At 61.0% G+C, this 20,492-nt stretch carries 11 protein-coding genes and 8 pseudogenes; 10 read left to right on the forward strand and 9 right to left on the reverse strand.

Features of this window, described 5'->3' with window-relative positions:
- Nucleotides 1–90 precede the first annotated feature (90 nt).
- The 7 genes and pseudogenes from J6524_RS38245 to J6524_RS35025 form a co-directional block, all read left to right on the forward strand.
- A pseudogene (locus tag J6524_RS38245) lies at nt 91–465 on the forward strand (MFS transporter); the annotation flags it as partial.
- 158 nt (nt 466–623) lie between these two features.
- Entirely contained in the window at nt 624–809 is a 186-nt protein-coding gene (locus J6524_RS35000; protein WP_225678452.1) for a hypothetical protein, read from the forward strand.
- A gap of 150 nt (nt 810–959) precedes the next feature.
- A pseudogene (locus J6524_RS35005) lies at nt 960–1,821 on the forward strand (site-specific integrase).
- 9 nt (nt 1,822–1,830) lie between these two features.
- Nucleotides 1,831–3,006 carry an IS91 family transposase gene (locus J6524_RS35010; RefSeq protein ID WP_249789771.1) on the forward strand — a complete coding sequence of 392 codons (1,176 nt, stop codon included), beginning with the start codon at nt 1,831–1,833 and terminating at the stop codon, nt 3,004–3,006.
- 415 nt (nt 3,007–3,421) lie between these two features.
- Nucleotides 3,422–3,888 (forward strand): annotated as a pseudogene (locus tag J6524_RS35015) (IS630 transposase-related protein); the annotation flags it as partial.
- 524 nt (nt 3,889–4,412) lie between these two features.
- Nucleotides 4,413–5,663, forward strand: a pseudogene (gene ltrA, locus J6524_RS35020) (group II intron reverse transcriptase/maturase).
- Nucleotides 5,664–5,742: 79 nt separating this feature from the next.
- A pseudogene (locus tag J6524_RS35025) lies at nt 5,743–6,243 on the forward strand (IS630 family transposase); the annotation flags it as partial.
- Nucleotides 6,244–6,471: 228 nt separating this feature from the next.
- On the opposite strand, the gene J6524_RS35030 reads toward J6524_RS35025, so the two are convergent.
- The 5 genes and pseudogenes from J6524_RS35030 to folE form a co-directional block, all read right to left on the reverse strand.
- A complete protein-coding gene (locus tag J6524_RS35030; protein ID WP_225678453.1) occupies nt 6,472–8,295 on the reverse strand; it encodes an ABC transporter ATP-binding protein in 1,824 nt (607 codons plus the stop codon).
- Between the two features lies 1 nt (nt 8,296).
- Nucleotides 8,297–9,163 (reverse strand): ABC transporter permease, encoded by an 867-nt coding sequence (locus J6524_RS35035; protein WP_225678454.1) that lies wholly within the window; start codon nt 9,161–9,163, stop codon nt 8,297–8,299.
- Nucleotides 9,160–10,116 (reverse strand): ABC transporter permease, encoded by a 957-nt coding sequence (locus J6524_RS35040; RefSeq protein WP_225678455.1) that lies wholly within the window; start codon nt 10,114–10,116, stop codon nt 9,160–9,162. Before J6524_RS35040 ends, J6524_RS35035 begins: the two co-directional genes overlap by 4 nt.
- Nucleotides 10,117–10,151: 35 nt before the next feature.
- A complete protein-coding gene (locus J6524_RS35045; RefSeq protein WP_225678456.1) occupies nt 10,152–11,744 on the reverse strand; it encodes an ABC transporter substrate-binding protein in 1,593 nt (530 codons plus the stop codon).
- Nucleotides 11,745–12,461: 717 nt separating this feature from the next.
- A pseudogene (folE, locus tag J6524_RS35050) lies at nt 12,462–13,171 on the reverse strand (GTP cyclohydrolase I FolE).
- 220 nt (nt 13,172–13,391) lie between these two features.
- On the opposite strand from folE, the gene J6524_RS35055 reads away from it, so the two are divergent.
- The gene (locus tag J6524_RS35055) at nt 13,392–13,580 is read left to right on the forward strand and encodes a hypothetical protein (protein ID WP_225678457.1); all 189 of its coding nucleotides are present in this window, start codon (nt 13,392–13,394) and stop codon (nt 13,578–13,580) included.
- Between the two features lie 66 nt (nt 13,581–13,646).
- Here the strand turns inward: J6524_RS35055 and ltrA (J6524_RS35060) are convergent, their stop codons facing one another.
- The gene (ltrA, locus tag J6524_RS35060) at nt 13,647–14,522 is read right to left on the reverse strand and encodes a group II intron reverse transcriptase/maturase (RefSeq protein ID WP_225678458.1); all 876 of its coding nucleotides are present in this window, start codon (nt 14,520–14,522) and stop codon (nt 13,647–13,649) included.
- Between the two features lie 680 nt (nt 14,523–15,202).
- Between ltrA (J6524_RS35060) and tnpC the strand changes: the two are divergent.
- A pseudogene (gene tnpC, locus J6524_RS35065) lies at nt 15,203–15,762 on the forward strand (IS66 family transposase); the annotation flags it as partial.
- 368 nt (nt 15,763–16,130) lie between these two features.
- Here tnpC and J6524_RS35070 read toward each other — a convergent pair.
- Nucleotides 16,131–17,483, reverse strand: coding sequence for an LLM class flavin-dependent oxidoreductase (locus J6524_RS35070; protein ID WP_225678459.1), 1,353 nt, complete (start codon nt 17,481–17,483; stop codon nt 16,131–16,133).
- A 1,668-nt stretch (nt 17,484–19,151) separates the two neighbouring features.
- Here J6524_RS35070 and J6524_RS35075 point away from each other — a divergent pair.
- Nucleotides 19,152–19,562: a sigma factor-like helix-turn-helix DNA-binding protein gene (locus J6524_RS35075; protein WP_225678471.1), complete on the forward strand. Its 411-nt coding sequence runs from the start codon at nt 19,152–19,154 to the stop codon at nt 19,560–19,562.
- Nucleotides 19,563–19,747: 185 nt separating this feature from the next.
- Here J6524_RS35075 and J6524_RS37225 read toward each other — a convergent pair.
- A pseudogene (locus J6524_RS37225) lies at nt 19,748–19,963 on the reverse strand (tyrosine-type recombinase/integrase); the annotation flags it as partial.
- A gap of 93 nt (nt 19,964–20,056) precedes the next feature.
- Nucleotides 20,057–20,482: a site-specific integrase gene (locus J6524_RS35085; RefSeq protein WP_225678460.1), complete on the reverse strand. Its 426-nt coding sequence runs from the start codon at nt 20,480–20,482 to the stop codon at nt 20,057–20,059.
- Between the last annotated feature and the right edge of the window lie 10 nt (nt 20,483–20,492).

Here is a 20,492-nt window from a genome sequence, read left to right on the forward strand (position 1 = left end):
TTTTCGGTTTTTGCTTAGGCTCTGGCTCCGCATGCCGCCATCAGTACGCCTAGGTGCCGGCCGAACCCGAGGTGCGGCTTGCGCTTGCATGTGGTTCAAATCGAATATCGTGTAGCACAGCGCAATGCCGGTGGCCTTTTACAGCCTGATGCAGGACGTGCAACGGTCGTGTCAACGCAACAGCGCCTGGTCGATTTGCGCGAGATATTGCCTATCCCGAGCTATGAACTGAGCGGTTCCACTGCCCCACATGGCTCGATTGTCTGCGCCAACACAACCGCTCGATCGAGTCGGATCGTCATCAGCAGGCCATGGTCTTTCACGTTGGCCCCGACCCGGTGCGCATCCGCCGCATGAAGGACTGCCCGTTCGGGTCGGTACACCGGAAGGAAGCCGTGGCCGACCGCGGTCGTCAACGAGATCTCGCCGGCCATTGCAATCGCGCCGCGCGGCAGTATCGAATGACGCGATTAGCATTTTCGCACAACTGGGGACGCGAGACTTCCTCCAGAATGGCGGCTGCCAGTTTGCTGGCGAATCCGGTATCATCCTCGTTGGCTGCACTTCTTCCGGCCACTGTTCGTCAAACTCTCGGATGACCTCTCAACGATTTGGGGAGTTTCGTGGCGGGCAAGCTTCGATTGCCTTGCGGCAGTGTCGTCGTGAACTTCTCCGCCGCCTGCGGCGGGATGATTTCCGGGAATCACGACGCGTGCAAAGCCCATCTTGTTCAGCCTGCATTGCTTGGCCGCCTCATCGCGAACGAGACCGACGCGATCACAACCTTGCGCGGCAGGTACGGCAACTGAGCTCCTAAAGCGGGATGGGGTTACGCTGAATCGATTTAGGATTGAACGAAGCCGCTGGCGCGGCATTTGAGGCAAGGTGGTAACGGCCGCCTCCCGTCTGAGAGGATCGAGGGTTTTCAGAGCCCAACCCTTCAGACAGGAGGTTTTCCGATGGCCCAGGTGAGCCCTCTCCGCCGACGCATGATCGAGGACATGACGGTCCGCAATTTGTCGCCGGCGACGCAACGATCATATCTGAACGCGGTATCGAAGTTCAGCCGCTATTTTGGCCGATCGCCCGACCATTTGGGCTTGGAGGACGTTCACGCGTTCCAGGTTCACCTGGTGGCGACGGGGATCTCATGGCCGGCACTCAACCAGATCGTCTGTGCGTTGCGCTTTTTCTACGGCGTGACACTCGGCCACAGCGCGATTCCCGAATCGCATCGCCTACGCGCGAGAGCCGCGCAAGCTGCCGGTCGTGCTGAGTGCCGATGAGGTGGTGAGCTTTCTGGAGGCGATCCCGAGCCTAAAGAGCCGCATAGCGTTGACGACAGTCTATGCCACCGGGTTGCGCGTGTCGGAGGTGGTTTTCCTCAAGGTCGCGGATATCGACAGCCAGCGGATGGTAATCCGGGTCGAACAAGGCAAAGGCGGCAGGGACCGTTACGTCATGCTCTCGCCGCAGCTTCTGAAGATTCTAAGGGCCTATTGGCGGCTAACCCAACCGACACGCTGGCTATTTCCCGGCCGCGACAGTGAGCGGCCGCTTGATGCGACCGTGCTGCACGCGGCGTGCCGCTCGGCCCACATCGCAGCCGGTCTGAACAAGCGCGTGACGGTGCACACACTCCGGCACAGTTTTGCGACCCATCTTCTGGAGAACGGCGCCGACATTCGTGTCATCCAGGTGCTGCTCGGCCATGCCAGCCTGCAAAGCACGGCACGCTACGCCCAGGTTGCCACCAAAACGATCAGCCAGACCCCGAGTCCGCTTGACCGGCTGCGATTAGAGATCGTTCCGCCCGGCTGATCGGGCATCATGGGGCCGGCTTTGGAGGTGGCGGACATATTCCGTCGCCACGGCGAAGCTTTTCGACAGGCGCATGCCGGTCACCTCGGCCGCGTCGAGCGACGCGTAATGGGCGCCATCACCGCGTGTCGGACGGCCGTGCTCGGTGGCCATGTCGAGCAATGCGACGACTGCGGTGCGACCCGCATAGCCTACAACTCCTGTCGCAATCGGCACTGTCCGAAGTGCCAGGGCGCGGCGCGCGCGCAATGGCTTGCCGAGCGGCAAGCCGAACTCCTTCCCGTGCCGTATTTCCACGTGGTCTTCACCTTGCCGGCGCCGGCCAGAGAGATTGCTTTCCAGAACAAGGCGGTGGTCTATGCCGTCCTTTTCCGCTGCGCGGCGGAGACGCTAACCACCATCGCGGCCGATCCCAAGCATCTCGGTGCCCAGCTCGGCGTGACCGCCGTCCTCCATACCTGGGGCCAGACCCTGCAACACCATCCGCATGTCCACTGCGTCGTGCCCGGCGGTGGACCTTCGCTCGACGGCACACGCTGGGTCGCTTGCCGGCCCGGCTTCTTCCTGCCAGTGCGCGTCCTCTCCCGGCTGTTTCGCCGCCTGTTTCTGCAAGAGCTGCAAGCTGCCTTCGCGGCCGGCCAGTTGCGCTTCTTTAGCGATCTCGCCCACCTCGCCGATCCCGCCGCGTTCACCCAGCGGCTCGATCAGCTCCGACGGACCGACTGGGTCGTCTACGCCAAGCCGCCATTCGGCGGGCCCGAACAGGTGCTGGCTTATCTCGGCCGCTATGCGCATCGCGTCGCCATCGCCAACAGCCGGCTGATCTCACTCGCCGATGGTAAGGTGAGCTTTTCCTGGAAGGACTATCGGCAGAATCGCAAAGCCAAGGTGATGACGCTTGATGCAGGTGAGTTCATGCGGCGCTTTCTCCTGCACACCCTGCCGGACGGCTTCCATCGCATCCGCCACTATGGCTTCCTCGCCAATGGCGGACGCAACGACCGACTGGCCCTTTGCCGTCAGCTCCTCGCTCTCCATCTTCCGCCAGATCGAGAAGCCGGCACCGATCCCTTCGCCAAATGTGAGATTCCCGCCTGCCCACATTGCGGCGGCACCATGCGGCGCATCGACGTCGTCCCGCGAGCCTGCGCGCGCGACCAGCCGCTCCGTTGTGACACGTCATGACCAGTACTTGCACCATCCACCCCTTCCATGATCACCTTCTCGGTGGCAACGTCCGATGTCGCCGTGGTCGCGCTCGTCACCGAACATCCCGCCAATCGTTCGGCCGCGCATCCCAGCGCAGCAAATCCGTCGCTGGATCGCGCGCCCTTGGCCCGATCAATCGGGTCGCTCACATCAGCTGAATGTCTCGCTAACGCGCGGCGACCACAGGCGCGCCTTCTCCGCAGTCGCACCCGCTGCGCTATTCCCATAGCACCAACGACTCCGCGGCTTCGTTCAATCCGGCTTCTATGAGGTCGCACGCTACGACAGAGCGCGCGGCTGGCCTTTGCCACGCGACCTCACAGAACCCTCAAGATTCCCAAATCAGCGTATTTCTGATTCACCATGCTGGCTGGGAAGGAGGCCAGCATGGATGGGCAAGCCCTACTCTCTGGATCTTCGCAAGCGTGTCGTGGCCGCGGTCGAGGGCGGAATGTCCCACAATCAAGCAGCCAAGCATTTTGGGATCGCGATCAGCACGGCAATCAACTGGATGAAGCGGGTCGATGAGACCGGCAGCGTTGCGCCAGGCCAGATGGGCGGTCACAAGCCGAAGGCGATTTCCGGAGAACACGCGGTCTGGCTGTCGCAGCGGATCAGGAACGACGATTTCACCCTGCGCGGGCTCGTTGCCGAGCTTGCCGGACGCTGCCTGAAGGTTGACTACCACTCGGTGTGGATTTCGTGCACGCCGAGAAGCTCAGCTTCAAAAAAAGCGTGGTGGCTGGCGAACGCGAGCGCCCCGACGCGGCGCGTCGGCGCGCCCAGTGGACAAAGTATCAAGGTCGCGTCGAAGCTGAGCGTCTGGTCTTCATCGACGAGAGTATGCTGCAGAGCAACGGAAGGAGTTCAACATGAACTAAAACCGATTGTGAAGCTGCGAGAAAGATGGGGGCCGGCCCCCGAGATCGGCTTTCAGGAGCGGGTCTCAAACCAGTCCGAGATGCTGCGGTAAAGAGTCGTGGTGGTGAGCGTCGGATCAAACGTTCGGATTAAACCGAGCAGGTGAGTGTCCGAAAGACGAACGAAAGTGAACCCTCCGAGGACGCGTCGTTATGAATCCAAGTGTCGTCAAAACCAGGACCGTCTCGTCATCCTGGGACAAGTCCGCCAGATGCCTGAAGACCGGGCGGCGGCGACCGGCGTAGAGGGGGCGTGAGTCGGACACAGGCTTTCGCGCGGAACTGCAGGAACCAGGCTCTTGATGCCAAGGGAGAAGCGCAAGCGGCGCCAACCGTGAGGCGAGAGTACCGATGCAGGAGACTGGGGCGAACCGATCCGTAGGAGCGTTGAGGGCCCTGTAGTGGGGTCGGAGCAAAGGGATCGGGTCAGGTAATCGTACTCTTGGACCAACTGGAAATAGGATGACTTCGAATAGTGCGATAAACAAGCCGTTCTCGATTGAGAAGCGGCGAGTGTACGAAGCGTACAAGGCGGTCAAATCCAATCGCGGAGCGGCTGGAGTGGACGGACAGACCTTCGAGATGTTCGAGACAGATCTTGCAGGGAATCTCTACAAGATCTGGAATCGCATGTCGTCAGGGACGTACTTTCCACCTCCGGTGCGCGCCGTCTCCATTCCAAAGAAGACGGGCGGCGAAAGGATTTTAGGTGTGCCCACTATCAGCGATCGGATCGCGCAGATGGTGGTCAAACAGATGATTGAGCCGGAACTGGAATCCATCTTCCTGCCGGACTCTTACGATTACAGGCCGGGAAAATCGGCTCTGGACGCCGTGGGCGTCACGCGTCAGCGGTGCTGGAAATATGATTGGGTTTTGGAGTTCGACATCAAAGGACTGTTTGACAATCTCCCGCATGATCTTCTGCTGAAGGCGGTCCGGAGACACGTGAAATGCAAATAGGCGCTGCTCTACATCGAAAGATGGCTGACGGCGTCAATGGAAATGGACGGAAAGCTCGTTGAGCGGATCCGCGGAACCCCGCAAGGGGGCGTGATCAGCCCACTACTGGCCAATCTGTTCCTACATTATGCGTTTGATCTCTGGATGGCGCGGACACATCCGTGGTGTCGGTATGCCGACGACGGACTGGTGCACTGCCGGACCGAGCAAGAAGCAGAAGCCATTAAGGCGGAGCTTCAAGCGAGGCTGGAGGTGTGCGGACTTCAGATGCACCCGACAAAGACGCAGATCGTCTACTGCAAGGACAACAGGCGTCGGCGAACGTGTCCGAGGGTCAAGTTTGACTTCCTCGGATATCAGTTCAGGCCGCGGCAGGTGGCAACGTCACAGCGGAAGGAGTTCTTCTGTGGATACACCCCGGCGGTCAGTCCGACAGCTTTGAAGGTCATGCGAGCGACGATCCGAAGCTTGCACATTCCACGGCAAACGCCGGGGACGCTGGCTGAGATCGCCCAACAGATCAATCCGCTCCTCCGGGGATGGATAGGCTATTGCGGCCGGTTCAGCCGTTCGGCGCTGTTCTCTCTGGTCGACTACGTCAATCAGAAGCTGAAGGCGTGGATCATGCGAAAGTACAAGCGCTTCCGGCTCCACAAAACCGGTGCTTCGCTGTTCTTGCGAAAGCTGGCTCGGAATAATGCGGAGCTGTTCGTACACTGGCAGTGGTTCGGAACGACCACGTTCACCTGACGGGAGCGGTGTGAATCGAGAGGTTCACGTACCGTTCTGCGAGAGGCTGGGGGTGAAAATCCTCCGGCCTACTCACCCCTGGACCCGGACCGATATGGCTCCCTTGCGGGGATGGGCGCCACGCGGGCAAAGGCTCCCCGCCAAGGTTCCTCATGGCCGCTGGAAGACCATGACCTTCCTGGCGGCCCTGCGCCATGACCGGATCGATGCACCATGGTTCATCGCGGGGCCGATCAATGGCGAGAGCTTTCGGACCTATGTTGAGAAAGGTCTCGTTCCCACCCTTCGTCCCGGCGATATCGTCATCATGGACAATCTCGGCAGTCACAAAGGCAAGGTCGTGCGTCAGCTCATTCGCGCCGCCGGCGCCAAGCTGTTCTTCCTGCCAAAATACTCACCCGACCTGAACCCGATCGAACAGGTCTTTGCCAAGCTCAAGCATCTGCTCCGAAAGGCTGCCGCCCGAACCGTCGATACGGTCTGCACCGCCATCGCTGAGGTCCTCGACGCCTTCACACCCGAGGAATGCGCCAATTACCTCAAAAACTCAGGCATCGAATCTAATGCCATCACGCTTTAGGCTCCAGTCTCTGCTGATTCACGCAAGAGTTCGCAGCTTGTCCAAGTTAAACAGAGGAAGGACGAACTCTGCTTACGGAGAGAGGTAAGCACACGCGCGGCACTCGAGCACGCCGCCAATCTCGATCGAGGGCGCACAATGCATCCGCACGACACGCTTGGCGCGATATTGCGGAGCCGGCTAGGCAGCGTCGCTCCCTTCAATAGTGAGGGCGCAGTGACGGTGCCGTCACCGCGCGCTCAAATCGATCAGCTCCTCCTCGGTCCGCTGGCAGCGGATCTTTGCGCCCTTGGTCAGGCTGCGCAGCGGCGTCGGCTCGACGTCGCAGCGGCCGGGGACGCGCACCGCGCACCGCTCAAAGAAGCTGCAGGCTTCCCCGCGCCCAGGCCGGGCGACACCGACGGACGCCTCCTTCAGGACATTCTCGCTGATGCCGTCGAGCCAGCCCTGGCGCAGCTCGGGCACCGAAGAGATCAGGAGATCGGAATAAGGATGCAGGGGGCGCTGACCCAAGGCTCTGCGGCTGCCGTGCTCCATCATTTGCCCGGCGTAGAGAATCATCACCTCGTCGCACACAGCTTTGACGGTCGAAAGGTCGTGGCTGATGAAGAGATAAGCGACGCCGACCTCCCGCTGCAGCTCGGCGAGGAGATCGAGGATCGCCGCGCCGACCACGGTGTCGAGCGCCGAGGTGATCTCGTCGCACAGGATTAGGGAGGGTTTCGCCGCGAGCGCGCGGGCGAGGTTTACGCGCTGCTTCTGGCCGCCGGAGAGCTCGCCCGGATAGCGCTCGGCCATCATCGCCGGCAGGCGCACCATGTCAAGGAGCTCCGCGACGCGGCGCCGGCACTGGTCGCCACCAAGACCGTGGTAGAACTCGAGCGGCCGGCCGAGGATGCGGCCAACCGTGCGCGAAGGGTTGACCGCCGTATCCGCCATCTGGAACAGGATCTGGATTCGGCGTAGCTGGTCGCGCGTGCGCTGCGAGGCGCGGCGCGGCAGCGGCGCGCCGTCGAGGAGGACCTCGCCGCGCGCGGCCGGCAGCAGCCCGGCGATCACCCGGGCGAGCGTGCTCTTGCCGCAGCCCGACTCGCCGATGACGCCGAGCGTCGTGCCGGCCTTGATCGACAGGCCGACGTCGCGCAGCACCGGCAGCACCGGCACGCCATCGCGGTCGGTTGCGCCGTAGCCGGCGACGACGCTCTTCACCTCCAGCACCGGTGGCGCGGCCTTCGTCTGGATCGCGCCAGGCGCCGTGGCGCGTGTGTGCGGCTCGGCGGCGGCGATCAGGCTCTTGGTGTAGTCGTTCTTCGGCTCGCTCAGGATCCGCCCGGTCGCGTCGACCTCGCGGATGATACCGTCGCGCAGCACGATGATGCGGTCGGCCATCTGCGCGACCACCGCGAGGTCATGCGAGACGTACACGGCCGTAGTGCCGCGCTCCTTGATGGCCTTTTTGAAGACGCGCAGCACCTCGATCTGCGTCGTCACGTCGAGCGCCGTGGTCGGCTCGTCGAAGATGATGAGCTTCGGATCGGTGACCAGCGCCATCGCCGCGAGGAGGCGCTGCAGTTGGCCACCGGATACCTGGTGCGGGTAACGCTCGCCGACATGCTCGGGATCGGGCAGGACGAGCTCGCGGAACAGCGCGACCGCCTCCGTCTTGGCCTCGGCCTGCGGCATCATCTTATGGATCTGCGAGCTCTCGATGACCTGCTTTAGGAGCGGGCGCGCCGGGTTGAACGACGCAGCGGCGCTCTGCGGCACATAGGTGATGTTCCGGCCACGCAGGGAGGACAGCTCGCGCTTGCTCAAGGAGAGCACGTCGCGCCCGTCGAAGGTGATCTTGCCCCCGGCGATCCGCGCACCGGAGCGGGCATAGCCCATCAGCGACAAGGCAATCGTTGTCTTGCCGGAACCGGATTCGCCGATCAGGGCGACGACTTCGCCCGGCTGCACCTCGAAGCTGACATCCTTGACGATAACGCTCAGCCGCCCGCGCTCGTCGCGCGCGGTGACACGCAGGTTCTCCACCTTGACAAGGGGCGCCATCTCAATGCTCCCCGGTCGAGGACCAGCGGCCCGGCAGGTTGTCAATCACGAGGTTGACGCCTATGGTCACGCTCGCGATTGCAACCGCCGGCATCACCACCGCCAGCGCACCGTCGGCGAGGCCATTGATGTTCTCGCGCACCAGCGAGCCCCAGTCGGCATTCGGCGGCTGCACGCCCAGGCCGAGGAAAGACAGGCCCGACAGGAGCAGCATAGCGAAGACGAAGCGCAGCCCGAAATCGGTCAACACCGGCCCAGCGATGTTCGGCAGGATCTCCTCGCGGATGAGATAGCCGGTGCCCTCGCCGCGGGCGCGCGCCACCTCGACGAAGTCGAGCGCGTTCACGTTGACCGCAAGCGCGCGCCAGATGCGGAAAGCGCCGGGCGTGTAAATCACGGCGACCGTGCCGACCAGCACCGGGATCGAGGAGCCGAGCGCCGCGATAACGACGAGAGCCGACATCTTGCTCGGGATTGAGATCAGCGCATCGAAGAAACGGCTGAGCGCCATGTCGACCGCGCCGCGCGACACCGCCGCGAGCATGCCGAGCGTACCGCCCATGAAGACCGCGAGGAAGGTCGCGGCCGCCGCGACGCCGATCGAGTAGCGCGCCCCAATGATGATGCGGCTTAAGACGTCTCTGCCGAGATAATCGCTGCCGAGCGGCAGCGCCCAGCGCATCCGCCCGAAAAGGTCGTCGTCGACCAGGGCGCCGACATCGTGCGGGACGATATAGGGGCCTATAATCGCAATCACCACCCAAAAGCCGACGACGCCTGCGCCAATAATGCCGGCGAGCGGCAGGCGGAATCGACGGCGCGGCAATGCGGGCGCTGCGACGGCCGTGATCGTCTGATCAGCGCTCATCGATGACGAAGCCTCGGATTGGAGAGAATGCCGGCAATGTCGGCGAGCATCAGGAGGTAGAGATAGGCCGAGCAGAAGATCATCACGCAGGCCTGGACCAGCGGCATGTCGCGCGTCGAGACCGCATCGACGAGGAGCCGCGCAAGGCCCGGATAGTTGAAGACGATCTCGACGATGATGGCCCCGCCGAGAAGGTACGACAGGCTGAGGGCAACTGCGTTGGCGATCGGGCCGATGGTGTTCGGCAACGCGTGGGTCAGCACGACACGCATCGGCCGCGCGCCCTTCAGCACCGCCATCTCGACATAGGACGAGCGCAGTGTGTCGATCATCGCGGCGCGCGTCATCCGCATCATCCACGCCGTCAAGACGCAGCTCAGCGTGAACACCGGGAGCGCGAACAAGCGGAAGAACTGGTCGAGCGAGATGATGCCTGCTGCGTAAGATAAGGCCGGGAACCATCGCAGGCGCACGGCGAAGACGATCACGGCGAGAGTCGCGATCAGGAACTCTGGCACCGCAACGATCGACGTCGTGAGGAAGTTCGCGGCACGGTCAAAGAGACTGCCACGCCAGACTGCGGAGAGAATGCCGAGCGTCAGTGCGATCGGCACGCACACCACCGCCGTCACCGCCGCGAGCATCAGCGAGTTCGGCAGGCGGCTCGCGATGAGCTCGGCGACGGGTAGGTTGTTGACCAGCGAGCGGCCCGGGTCACCTGAGAGCAACCCTCCGAGCCACAAGAAGTAGCGGATGTGGGCGGGCTGATCGAGGTGGAGCGCCGCCCGCAGGCCTGCTACCGCCTCGGGAGTCGCGCCTTGCCCGAGAATCGCCTCGGCGACGTCGCCGGGCAGAATCTCGGTGCCGACGAACACCGCGACGGACACGAAGCCGAGCGTCAGGATCGCGATCGCGATCCTGCTCAGGACCAGGCGGACAACCACCATGCTCATGACCGTTCCCCCTGCGAGGGAGGCCGCGATAATGCTCACTGGTCAAGCCAAATGTTTTCGGCGAAGTTGTAACCCATCATGCCACCGGTCGGGATCGGCACGAGGCCCTTAAGCTGGCGCACATGCGCGTCGAGATTCGAGGCGAAGACCGGAATGCAGCAGCCGGAACCCTCATGCACCAAGCGCTGCATCTCGGCATACATCTCCCGACGCTTGGCGTCGTCGGTTTCGCTCCGAGCTTGCACGAGAAGGCGGTCGAAGCGCTCGTTGGCCCAACCACTCTCGTTGTAGGGAGCGCCTGACTTGAACAGTATGCTGAACTGGATATCCGCGGTCGGTTTCCCGTTGGTGCCGCCGAAACCTATCGGGTGCTTCATCCAGTGGTTCGACCAATAGCCGTCGGCCGGCACCCGTTGCAAGTTAAAGTTGCAGCCGATCTGTAGGGCGGTCTGCTGCAGGAGCTGCGCCATCTCCTCCGAGTTCCCCGCAGCGGGTGATACGACGATCGGGAAGGTCTGGTTGGCAAAGCCCGAGCGCTGTAGGTGAAAGCGCGCCCTCTCCGGGTCGTAGGGGCGCTGTGGAAGGGTCGGATCAAAAAAGCGATTGGTTGGATCGATCGGCTGGTCGTTGCCGATGACCGCATAGTTCCGGTAGACCGCGCGGCGGATCTGCTCGCGGTTGAACATGTGCTTCACGGCGAGCACGAAGTCCGGGTTTGAGCCCGGCGCCCGGTCGAGCCGGATGACCAAGTCGATATAGGCCCCGCCCTTGGTCTCGAACAGGCTGACGTTTGGGGTTGAGATTATGCGCTGCGCCGAGCGGGGGTTAACATTGTTGATCATGTGCACGTCGCCGGAGAGTAGAGCGTTCACGCGCGCCGGCTCGTCCGCAATGCCGAAAAGCTCGATCTCGTCGAGATGGGGCTTGCTAGGCTTGAAGTACTCGTTGTTTCGCACGGCGATCGAGCGCACGCCCGGCCGGAACTCGGCGCACTTATAGGGGCCAGTACCGTTCGCCGTGCGAAAATCGGTGGTGCCATCCTTGACGATTAGGAACCCCGTAAGGCCGAGCAGGGCCGGCAAGTCAGCGTTGGGCTCCGAAAGCCGGATGCGCAGCTCGTGCGCCCCGGTCGCGGTGATCTCCTGGATCGGCTCGGCGAGGCTACGCGCCCCCGAGCCGACCGCGGGATCTTTGTGGCGCCGCAGGGAGTAAACGACGTCGGCAGAGGTCAGAGGCGAGCCGTCGTGAAAGCGCACGTCGCGACGCAGCTTAACGTGCCACATTGTCGCGCGGTCGCTCGGCGTGATCTCCTCCGCTAGAGCAAGCTGCGGGCTCAAAGTCTCATCGAGAACGGTGAGGCCATTGTAGAACATGAAGTGGCGCGACTGATCAGTCGGGTTCAAGCCCCTGGCCGGGTCTAGCGTGTCGGCGGTCGAGGTTTGGCTAAGCGCAACTTTGATCCGCCCGCCGCGGCGAGCGGTTTGCGCGTGCGCAGTCTCGGCGAAGCTGGCAACTGTACCAGCAGCGGCGACCGACATGCCGGCCGCAATGAGCCGATTTATGACCTCCCGGCGCGTCGCTCCACGACGGAATGCTTCGCCAACGCACTGCGCATCGTTGCGGAACAATTCAACGTCCTTCGTTTCTTTTATTCGAGGATCAGAATTCATGGCCCCCCTCCCTCTTTCATTGCCGAGACGTCGTTTTGGGCCGACGTCGCTCGGATCGCTCTTCGGACCAGCGATTATCAAAGCGTGACACATAGAAAACGAGGCTTGCGCCAAAATATACCCGCTATTGAGCCGGATTTCCGCGCCAGACCCTTAAATGTGACGCTTTTATGCAAACGCCGTAAGACACGAGCGAGGTACAAAAGCGCGCAATCTGAGCTTTGAAAGGATCGAGCCCGCACAATCTGGGGACCCACGGCGACATAGTATGGACCGGTCCATGTCTTTTGGAATGCGCTGGATTATGCCGGCCGGCATCTGAGCCGAAAGGCGTGGCTTACCGAGCGTCAGGACTGCGCACGACCGCCTCTCGGGTGAGCGGCGTGAAAAGGTGCGTGGCGACGATTGAGGCGACCGACTATGAACTGGATACTCGATTAACTTGTGCGAAAGTACAAGAAAGCCCGGCCAGTCGCCGACTAGGTCAGAAATTAAACGGTTTACTTGGTAGGCATCTGGAGGATGGGAGCGTCTTGCATGGTATTGCATATTCTGGCCCTCCAGTATCTCGATGCATTTCATCGAAAGCCCCAGCCTGCTGCAGCAATCCGTCCCCTAAAGGGAAATGCGATGAAAATATGTTTCACCACGCATGTATCCGGAGCTTTAGGGAGTTTACCCTCGAGGTCTTACGGTCGTTAACGATGTCCCCCCTCGCGCCATCGATAGAAATCGCGTCTGGTCCGCCGGTTTGTCGCGGAACATGCCGATGAAGCGAATGGTGAACGTCATCGCGCCATGCTTGGCGACGCCACGCACCGACATGCAGGTATGCTCCGCCTCGACGAGCACGGCAACGCCGCGGGGGCTTCAAGACTTCGTTGACGCGGCTGCGATCTGGGCGGTCAGGTGCTCTTGGGTCTGCAAGCGGCGGGCGAAGACGTCGGTCAAGCGCGCGAGCTTAGACAGGCCGACGATGCGCTCTACCGGAATATAGGCGTATGCGCCTTGCCGTAGAACGGCATCATGTGATGCTCGCATTGCGAGGCGAACTCGATGTCGCGCACCAGCACGAAATCATCATAGCCAGCGGTCTCCCCAAATGTGCGGTCCAGCATCTCGGCAGGGCACTGGTGATAGCCTTGATAGAGCTCGTGGAATGCCCCGACCACGCGGCGTGGCGTGTCCAACAGGCCCTCTCGCTCTGGGTTTTCGCCGATATAGGCAAGCAGCGTCTTCACCGCCTGCTCGGCCGCGGCGCGCGCTGGGCGTGGCCGATCAGCGCGGCCGGACGCGAGGAATTCGGTAGAGTCGGGCTGTATGGGACGCACGATCGGCTTGTCGCAAAGCTTGGTAGCGCGTATCTGCTTGATCAATGCGTCCATATCGACTCCGTTAGACAGACCTCAACTGACCTGGTGTCACCGGCAGACAGTAACCCTAAACCGCCGGTGAAACTGCAAGCGCCCTTTACTCTTCGGTTCGCCATCAAAAGCAGTATTGTGATTTCGTCTGCCGCCCGTGAAAAATTAGCTTTGCCCACCGTACCTCGCCAGTTCGCTTGAATAAGCGCCTGACAACGCCCCCCGAGCATGGTTCTGGGACATGCTGTTAGAAGAAGGCTTGAATGCCGGTCTCAGCACAGCCGGAGGAGGGCTTCGCCTGTGGGATCGCAACGCACGATCTTCACCCGGCAAAATGGGCGAGATCGCGGACCAGCAAAGAAGATCGTCATTGAAAATCTGCAAGATTCTAAAAGCCAAACTGCTGCTTGTGGAGCGCAGGCGTTTCTAGACGCGCCCGGGCACTGGGATGAACGCTCCGGTCACCGGATCGCGGCATCGCTGATCAAAAACAGGATCACCTCAGCAATCTCCCGCGGCTCGTCGCAGGATGACGCCCATCAGGGCGTTTGAACCGGAAGTCTACGAAGCGGGTCTTGGTCGGATGGAGTTGAAGTCCGTACCGACTGAGCCGCTTACCCATCACATTCAGCAATCGCTTGCCGGACAGATGGTCCTCGAAGGCGATCACCGCGTCATCAGCGTATCGAACCAGAAGGCACCGCCCTTTGAGCCGCGGTCGCGCCACCTGCTCGAACCATTCATCAAGCACGTAGTGCAGGTAGATGTTTGCAAGCAGTGGCGAGATCACACCGCCTTGGGGCGTTCCACCAGTCGTGCGGCGCAGGACGCCCTTTTCGAGCACCCCCGCCTTCAGCCACTTGTCGATCATCCTCCGGACGACGCCGTCCGTGACTCGCTGATCGAGGAATCGGCGCAGGTGCGCGTGGTCGATGGTGTCGAAGTATTTCGAGATATCGACGTCCACCACCCAGCGCAGCCCTTGCTCCATGAACCCATTACGTAGCGCGTGCAGGGCCTCATGGGCCGACCGTCCCGGTCGGAAGCCGTACGAGCACGGCAAGAAGTCCGTCTCGTAGATCGGCTCCAGCAGCAGGAGAATCGCCCGCTGCGCCACCTTGTCTTCCAATGTCGGGATACCCAGTGGCCGTTCGGTGCCATCTGCTTTCGGGATACAGTGCCGTCGCACCGGCGGCGCGATGTATCGGCCGGATTTGATGCGCGCCAGGAGATCATCAAGGTTGACCTCCAGGTTCGCCTCATAATCGGTCGCCGTCATGCCGTCGATGCCGGGCGCGCCATCCTTGCGCGTCAGGCGATAGGCTTCGAGCATCCATTCACGGTCGATCAGGTGATGCAGCGAGGTCAGCACCCGCTCGGGATGTTTCCTCGCCAGATCGGCTATCCATTGTCGTTTCGTGGACAGGTTTGCGGGACTCAGCGTTCCCTCCCGTGTTTCTCGTCAATGGTCTTAACGCGTGGCGACTCCCTTCCCTCCAGTGGGTCCCGGTAAGCCCAGTTCCCCGCCTTCCTCAGTACTACGAAGCCGCTACGACTTCCCGCTGCGCATGTCCGTCAGCTTATGTCTTCGCCTCCGGATTCCACATGCCTTGGTGTTTCGTGTTCGCATGCGCGCTCCCGATGCCCGCCAAGTCGGGACCAGGCCTGGAGCGTTGTTGAGGCCGGTGCTCCGCGCCAGCTTTCCATGTGGACACCAACGGGATCTCTCAGGTTTCCTGGTGACCCATCCCGCACCTTTGCCCTGCTCGGAGACCCCGGCCGAACCGATGAGCCTGGCCATAGCGGCTTTCCCGGTGCTGCCCCCGGACCCAACACGGCGAAGGCTTCAGCACGACCATGATTTCGAGGCTTGCCACAGGGCTTTGGTACCCGCTGTCTACGCTTCACGAGCGACGTTGCCGTCACCCATGCAAGACTCGCTTCCGGCTGGCGGGCTCCGCCTTTGCCGGGAGGGCGTCGAACCCTCTGGGTCACGATGAAAGGTTTCAGATCACATTCTTCCTCCTTTCCAGGACTTATCCTGACGCAAGCTGGGCGCACGGCCGGCGCAAGTTCTTCGATCTGGCACGCTCAGCAAGGCGCCGATCGCGGCCGAGGCGGTCAAGCGCATCGACGTCCTGTTCGCCATCGAGCGAGAGATCAACGGTCTCGCGCCGCAGGAGCGCCGGCACGTGCGCCAGGAGCGCAGTCGACCATTGATCACCGAACTGCACGCTTGGCTGCGCGAGCAGCGGGACAAGCTCTCCAGGAACAACGAGACGACCAAGGCGATCAACTACTGCCTCAGCCGCTGGGATGCATTCACCCGCTTCCTTGATGACGGGCGCCTGTGCATGTCGAACAACGCCGCCGAGCGCGAGCTACGGGCCGTCGCCGTGGGCAGAAGAAACTGGACCTTCGCCGGCTCCGACGAGGGCGGCCGGCGTGCGGCTGCGATCTACACCCTCATCGCCACCGCCAAGCTCAGCGACATCGATCCACAAGCTTGGCTCGCCGACGTGCTGGCTCGCCTGCCAGATTACCCGGCCAAACGCATCCACGAACTCCTGCCTTGGAATTGGCGGCTTCAGAGCATCGCTCACGCGGCTTGAGCCTAATCAACCCTCCACCCAGAACGGCCTAACCGGGGGCCGTCACCGGATGCGTACAAATCACCCGCAGCGAATACGAGCTATCGGCAAGGTCCCGAACCCGTTGAACTAATCTAGGTAGAAGAGTCCCCCGCATTGATCGCCGTGAAGCACACCGCTCACTTGCCGCCCAAGCAAGGGCGACATACGCCTCATCGGTTTCCAGCAGACTTAGGTCGCCCCTGCAACGACTAGCGAGCCATGACTTACAACTAAGGCGCGCGAATAGAGATGGTCATCCACAGGTACGTGTCGCGCGGTTGAGCAACACGGTCCGCACCGCACGTCAAGCCGGCTGGAGCGACCCGGCGACCACCCTTGAATTTTCGTTAGCGACTGCTTACACCTGCCTGCGCGAACCGATTAGGTGGCCGCTTGAGACTGAGGTTCTCTCTTAGGGTTTGTCCGGAGTATTTCGACCTGAATTTCCCTCGCCGACGCAATTCGGGAACGACGAGCTCAACAAAATCTTTGAGACCGCCAGGAACAGTCGCTGGCAACACGTTAAATCCGTCAGCCGCATGTTGGTCAAATGTACCTACCATCGCGTCGGCAATTTCCTCTGGTGTTCCAACAATCATGAGATGCCCTTTGCTGTCCGATACCAATTGGATCAGTTGTCGCCAGGTCAATTTCTGACGTACGGCAACATCGACTAGCAACTTCTGACGGCTCTGGATGGAATTCGTTTGCCGCAAAGTTTCCGGGACCAATGAGTCGAGATCCATTGAACGTAGATCGGTGACAGACCCCAGCCAAAGGTCTGCCGCCCCAATTTGAACGTCAATATGGGTATCTGATCGCAGTCTTTGAAGCTTCTCAGACGCTTCTTGCTTAGTTCTCCCAACTATCGGAACAATGCCCGGCATGATTAGCACCTGATCGTCCTGCCGTCCAAATGCTCGCGCTTTCTGTTTGAGATTTGCGTAGTATCGCTTACCGTTCTCGAGAGACGGCTCGGCGGTGAACACGACCTCGGCGAGTTCTGCAGCGAACTCTATTCCTGCATTGGATGCGCCCGCCTGAACCAACACGGGGTATCCTTGCGGAGGCCTAGCGCTGTTCAAGGGCCCTCTCACAGAATAATAGTTTCCCCTGTGATTAAGCACATGCAGCTTCGAAGTATCCGTGTAAATACCAGCTTGCTTGTCGCGAACGAAGGCGTCGTCCTGCCAAGTGTCCCAAAGACCCTTGACTACTTCTACGAACTCCCTCGCTCGAGCGTAACGCGTGTCGTGATCTGGAAGTCGCTTTTCGCCAAAATTTTGGGCTTCGGGATCCATGGCAGAGGTGACAATGTTCCAGGCCGCGCGTCCTTGCGATAGGTGGTCAAGTGATGCGAACAACCGCGCAAGATGGTAAGGTTGATAGTAGGTCGTTGTCGCTGTCGCAACAAGGCCGATGTCCTGTGTTCGCGATGAAAGCGCCGACAACAACGTAATTGGCTCGAAACCGTCGTTACGACCTACACGAGCCATGGTTGCGTGATCATCTATTACGCCTTGGTGATCGGCGAGAAATACGAAGTGAAAGGCCGCACCTTCCGCAAGTCTCGTAAGACCTACAAAATGGTCAATATCAACTCCACCATTAGCTGGTGCGCTCGGATCGCGCCAAGCGCCTTCATGATATCCCACCCGGGCGAGATACAGTCCGAGCTTCATTTCATCGTTGGCTCGCATGCCTTGTCTCCGTTCAATTGGACTATTCTTGCGTGCTGCGTTCGGCTGGCAGAAAAAGAGGCTCACCCCAGATTGTCGTTGCCACCATAGATCTCAACGAGAGGGGCTCGAAGAACTCGCTGCAGCGCCTATCGTATGGACCATTGCTGAGCTCACGAAGAGCCCTAGCAAAGCACTGCAAGCAGTCTGCTTTTTCTGGAATTCCGAGAGAATGGTTGTCACAGGAGGCAAATGCCGGTTACAGTTCACGGAGCGCATCTCCCAATTGGCTCCACTTACTTACCTAAGAATTGACGATAACGGACCTACCAAGTGTGATGGGTATTCCAGATAGAGTGTCTTGTGCCCGCTGTTTAGACGCGCGATGCTCCGACAACTGCACTGCTTCGATGTGCTCTTTCCGGCCAGCGGGAGTCGGGAACGAGAAGCGTTAGGGGCGCGGCTGATTGATGCTGCCTCGGCGTCGCGGAATAGTAGACGGCCACAGGCTTCTCATCCGAGCCCCATATCGTTCGCTGCATTTACCTGCGATAGTTCCGCGACAAAGCACCGGAGCGCTCCCAAGCATTGGCGCCGCCCAATGGGCTGAGGAACCTCACTATGTCATGTCAGCGTTTCCGAGGGTCGGAGCACGAGCCTTAGGTAATAACGCAGGCATTGGCTAACGATTGATTTTCGTCGAGTGCGGCGGCGCAACAACATGGAGCTTTGGCACGTCAGCTCTAACCTAGCCTAAGCCTAGTGGCAGGTGGCATGACCTGTGTAAGGGCATGTCGGGTCCATTACAGAATTTGAATTAGCACTCAGGCCTATGGTCACCTTGGCTGCTCACATGGATGCATATCGATAATTGATATCGTTGTCCCGGAGCGGCATCGGATGCCGAGGGTCGCTGTGATGGCTAGTACGATTGTTGTCTTCAGTTCGCGCTAGCGTCGCGCGCAAATTCGAATGCTGGAACGACGGTATCTTTCTCAATGCTCCCTTGCGCACCACATCATCGCGCCAATCGATCGATACCTCATCCAGTTGCCGTCGTCCGTTGCGCGAAAATCGGTGATCGATCTGTTTCGGCGCGGCGGCACATTGAAACCCAGGGCAAGGTGACGGAGTTGCTCTCCTGAGAATGCGAGCAACCGCTACACGCAGGCTCCGACCAGGTTCACGCCGATGACGCGCCCTAAGCGTGTGACGCGCAGCTGCACAGTACTGCTTGTATGTCCTCCGGCCATCGGGAATTGGAGCCGCAAAGGGATTGATCTCGAGGAAAGAAGGCATGCTTTGGGTGTCATGGCTTCCATGGGATAAGATAGCCGGACCAAAATCGATACCAGATTCTCCCTCGGACTTACGAGACAGGCAGCCGGCCATGACTTACTGTCGAACAGGGCGAAATTGCAAAATTCGCGTTGCCAATGATTCTGGCGCAGGTTGGGCAGATCGTGATGACGACGACTGATCTTGCCTTCTTGCCCCGGCTTGAGCTGCGTAATCCGATGCAAGCCGGCCACTGATTCCGACGCAATCCGGCCGCCGATTCCGACGGAAGTCGGCCACCCGTTCCGATCGAAGCCGGCCACCCTGTTGAGACCGGCCTGAGGCTCTCGAAGACGGCGATCGAATCGCGGACCACCCCCCTTTGCGGCCAAGCAAGGGGAGAGAGCGCCGATGCGGAAGGTTCGAGAAGTTTTGAGACTGCGGCACGCCCTTGGCGTGAGCGAGCGGCAGATCGCCGTCACCGTCGGCATCAGCCGATCGACGGTTGGCGAGTATCTGCGGCGGGCTGCCGTGATCGGCATCACTTGGCCGGTGCCGGAAGGGATGGACGACGGCGAGCTCGAGCGCCGACTGTTCACGCCGCCGACATTCGAGGAGAAGCCGGCGCGGCCGTTGCCCGACTGGACCCAGGTGCACCGGGAACTGAAGCGGCGCAGCGTCACGCTGCTGCTGCTGTGGGAGGTCGCGCGGAGCACGCCGACGGCTATGGCTACAGCCGTTATGTTGCGGCCAGATTTATGTTGTCGCTGCTGGAGTGAGCCAAGGATTTCGCCAACTTCCTCGGGTCGCCCCGCAACATAAGAGTGTGACCTTCGGCCTACAGGGCCTTCAGGAAGCCCATCAACGACGGGAGAGAGGGTTGCCGAGGCGGGCGGCCTCAGGCTGCTGATATCGACCCTGGCTAACGCCTCTGCTTTCATCTCCAGGTCGACTTCAGCATAGATGTGCGTGGTGTCTAATGACACGTGGCCCAGCCAGGCACGGATCGTGTTGATGTCGACGCCGGCGCGCAGCAGGCACACGGCCGTTGTGTGCCGAACCGTATGTGGGCTCACGCGCTTCGTCGCCAACGTCGGCACCGTTTCGCCCGCCATAGCGGCATATTGCGTCACGAGACGGCGTACTCCGAAGCGCGTCAAAGGCTGGTTCGTCCGCCCAAGAAAGACCGCTTCACCTTCAACGAAGTTGCCGTCGTTGACCACAATGGACCGATTCTGACCTTGTTTCCCTTGCCGTGAAGTCGCACTGACGGGGACGCACCCAGTTGGAGATTGCCGACCGTCAATCTTGCTGCCTCATCGGCCGCGCACCCCAAGACTCGTGCGTCTGTCAGGTTGGTTTAGCAACGCGTCCATCTCGGCCTTTTCGAGGTATCCGATCGCGGTCTTGGCCGTCTTCTTGAACGGCGCTGCCCGTATCTCGGAGCACCAGGCCAGGTGGACCGGCGAACGCGTCCCGATAAAGCGCGCCAGTGAATGGATGGTCGCCAGCCGTTGGTTGCGGGTGACCTCGCTGCACTGGCGATCGCGCTCCAGGTGGTCCAGGAACTTGCGGACGACTTCCGGCGTCAGCTCTTCCACGGTCATGCGATCGATGGCGCAGCCTCCCTGCTTGCTGGCAAACGGCAGCAACAATGTCAGCGTGTCGCGGTAGCTGGCTTGGGTGTTGGGGAAAGATTGCGCTCGGCGACCAGATGTTCCAGCAAGAACCGCCGGATCCACGGACCAAGCA

It is taken from the genome of Bradyrhizobium hereditatis (assembly GCF_020329435.1).
Classification (GTDB): domain Bacteria; phylum Pseudomonadota; class Alphaproteobacteria; order Rhizobiales; family Xanthobacteraceae; genus Bradyrhizobium; species Bradyrhizobium hereditatis.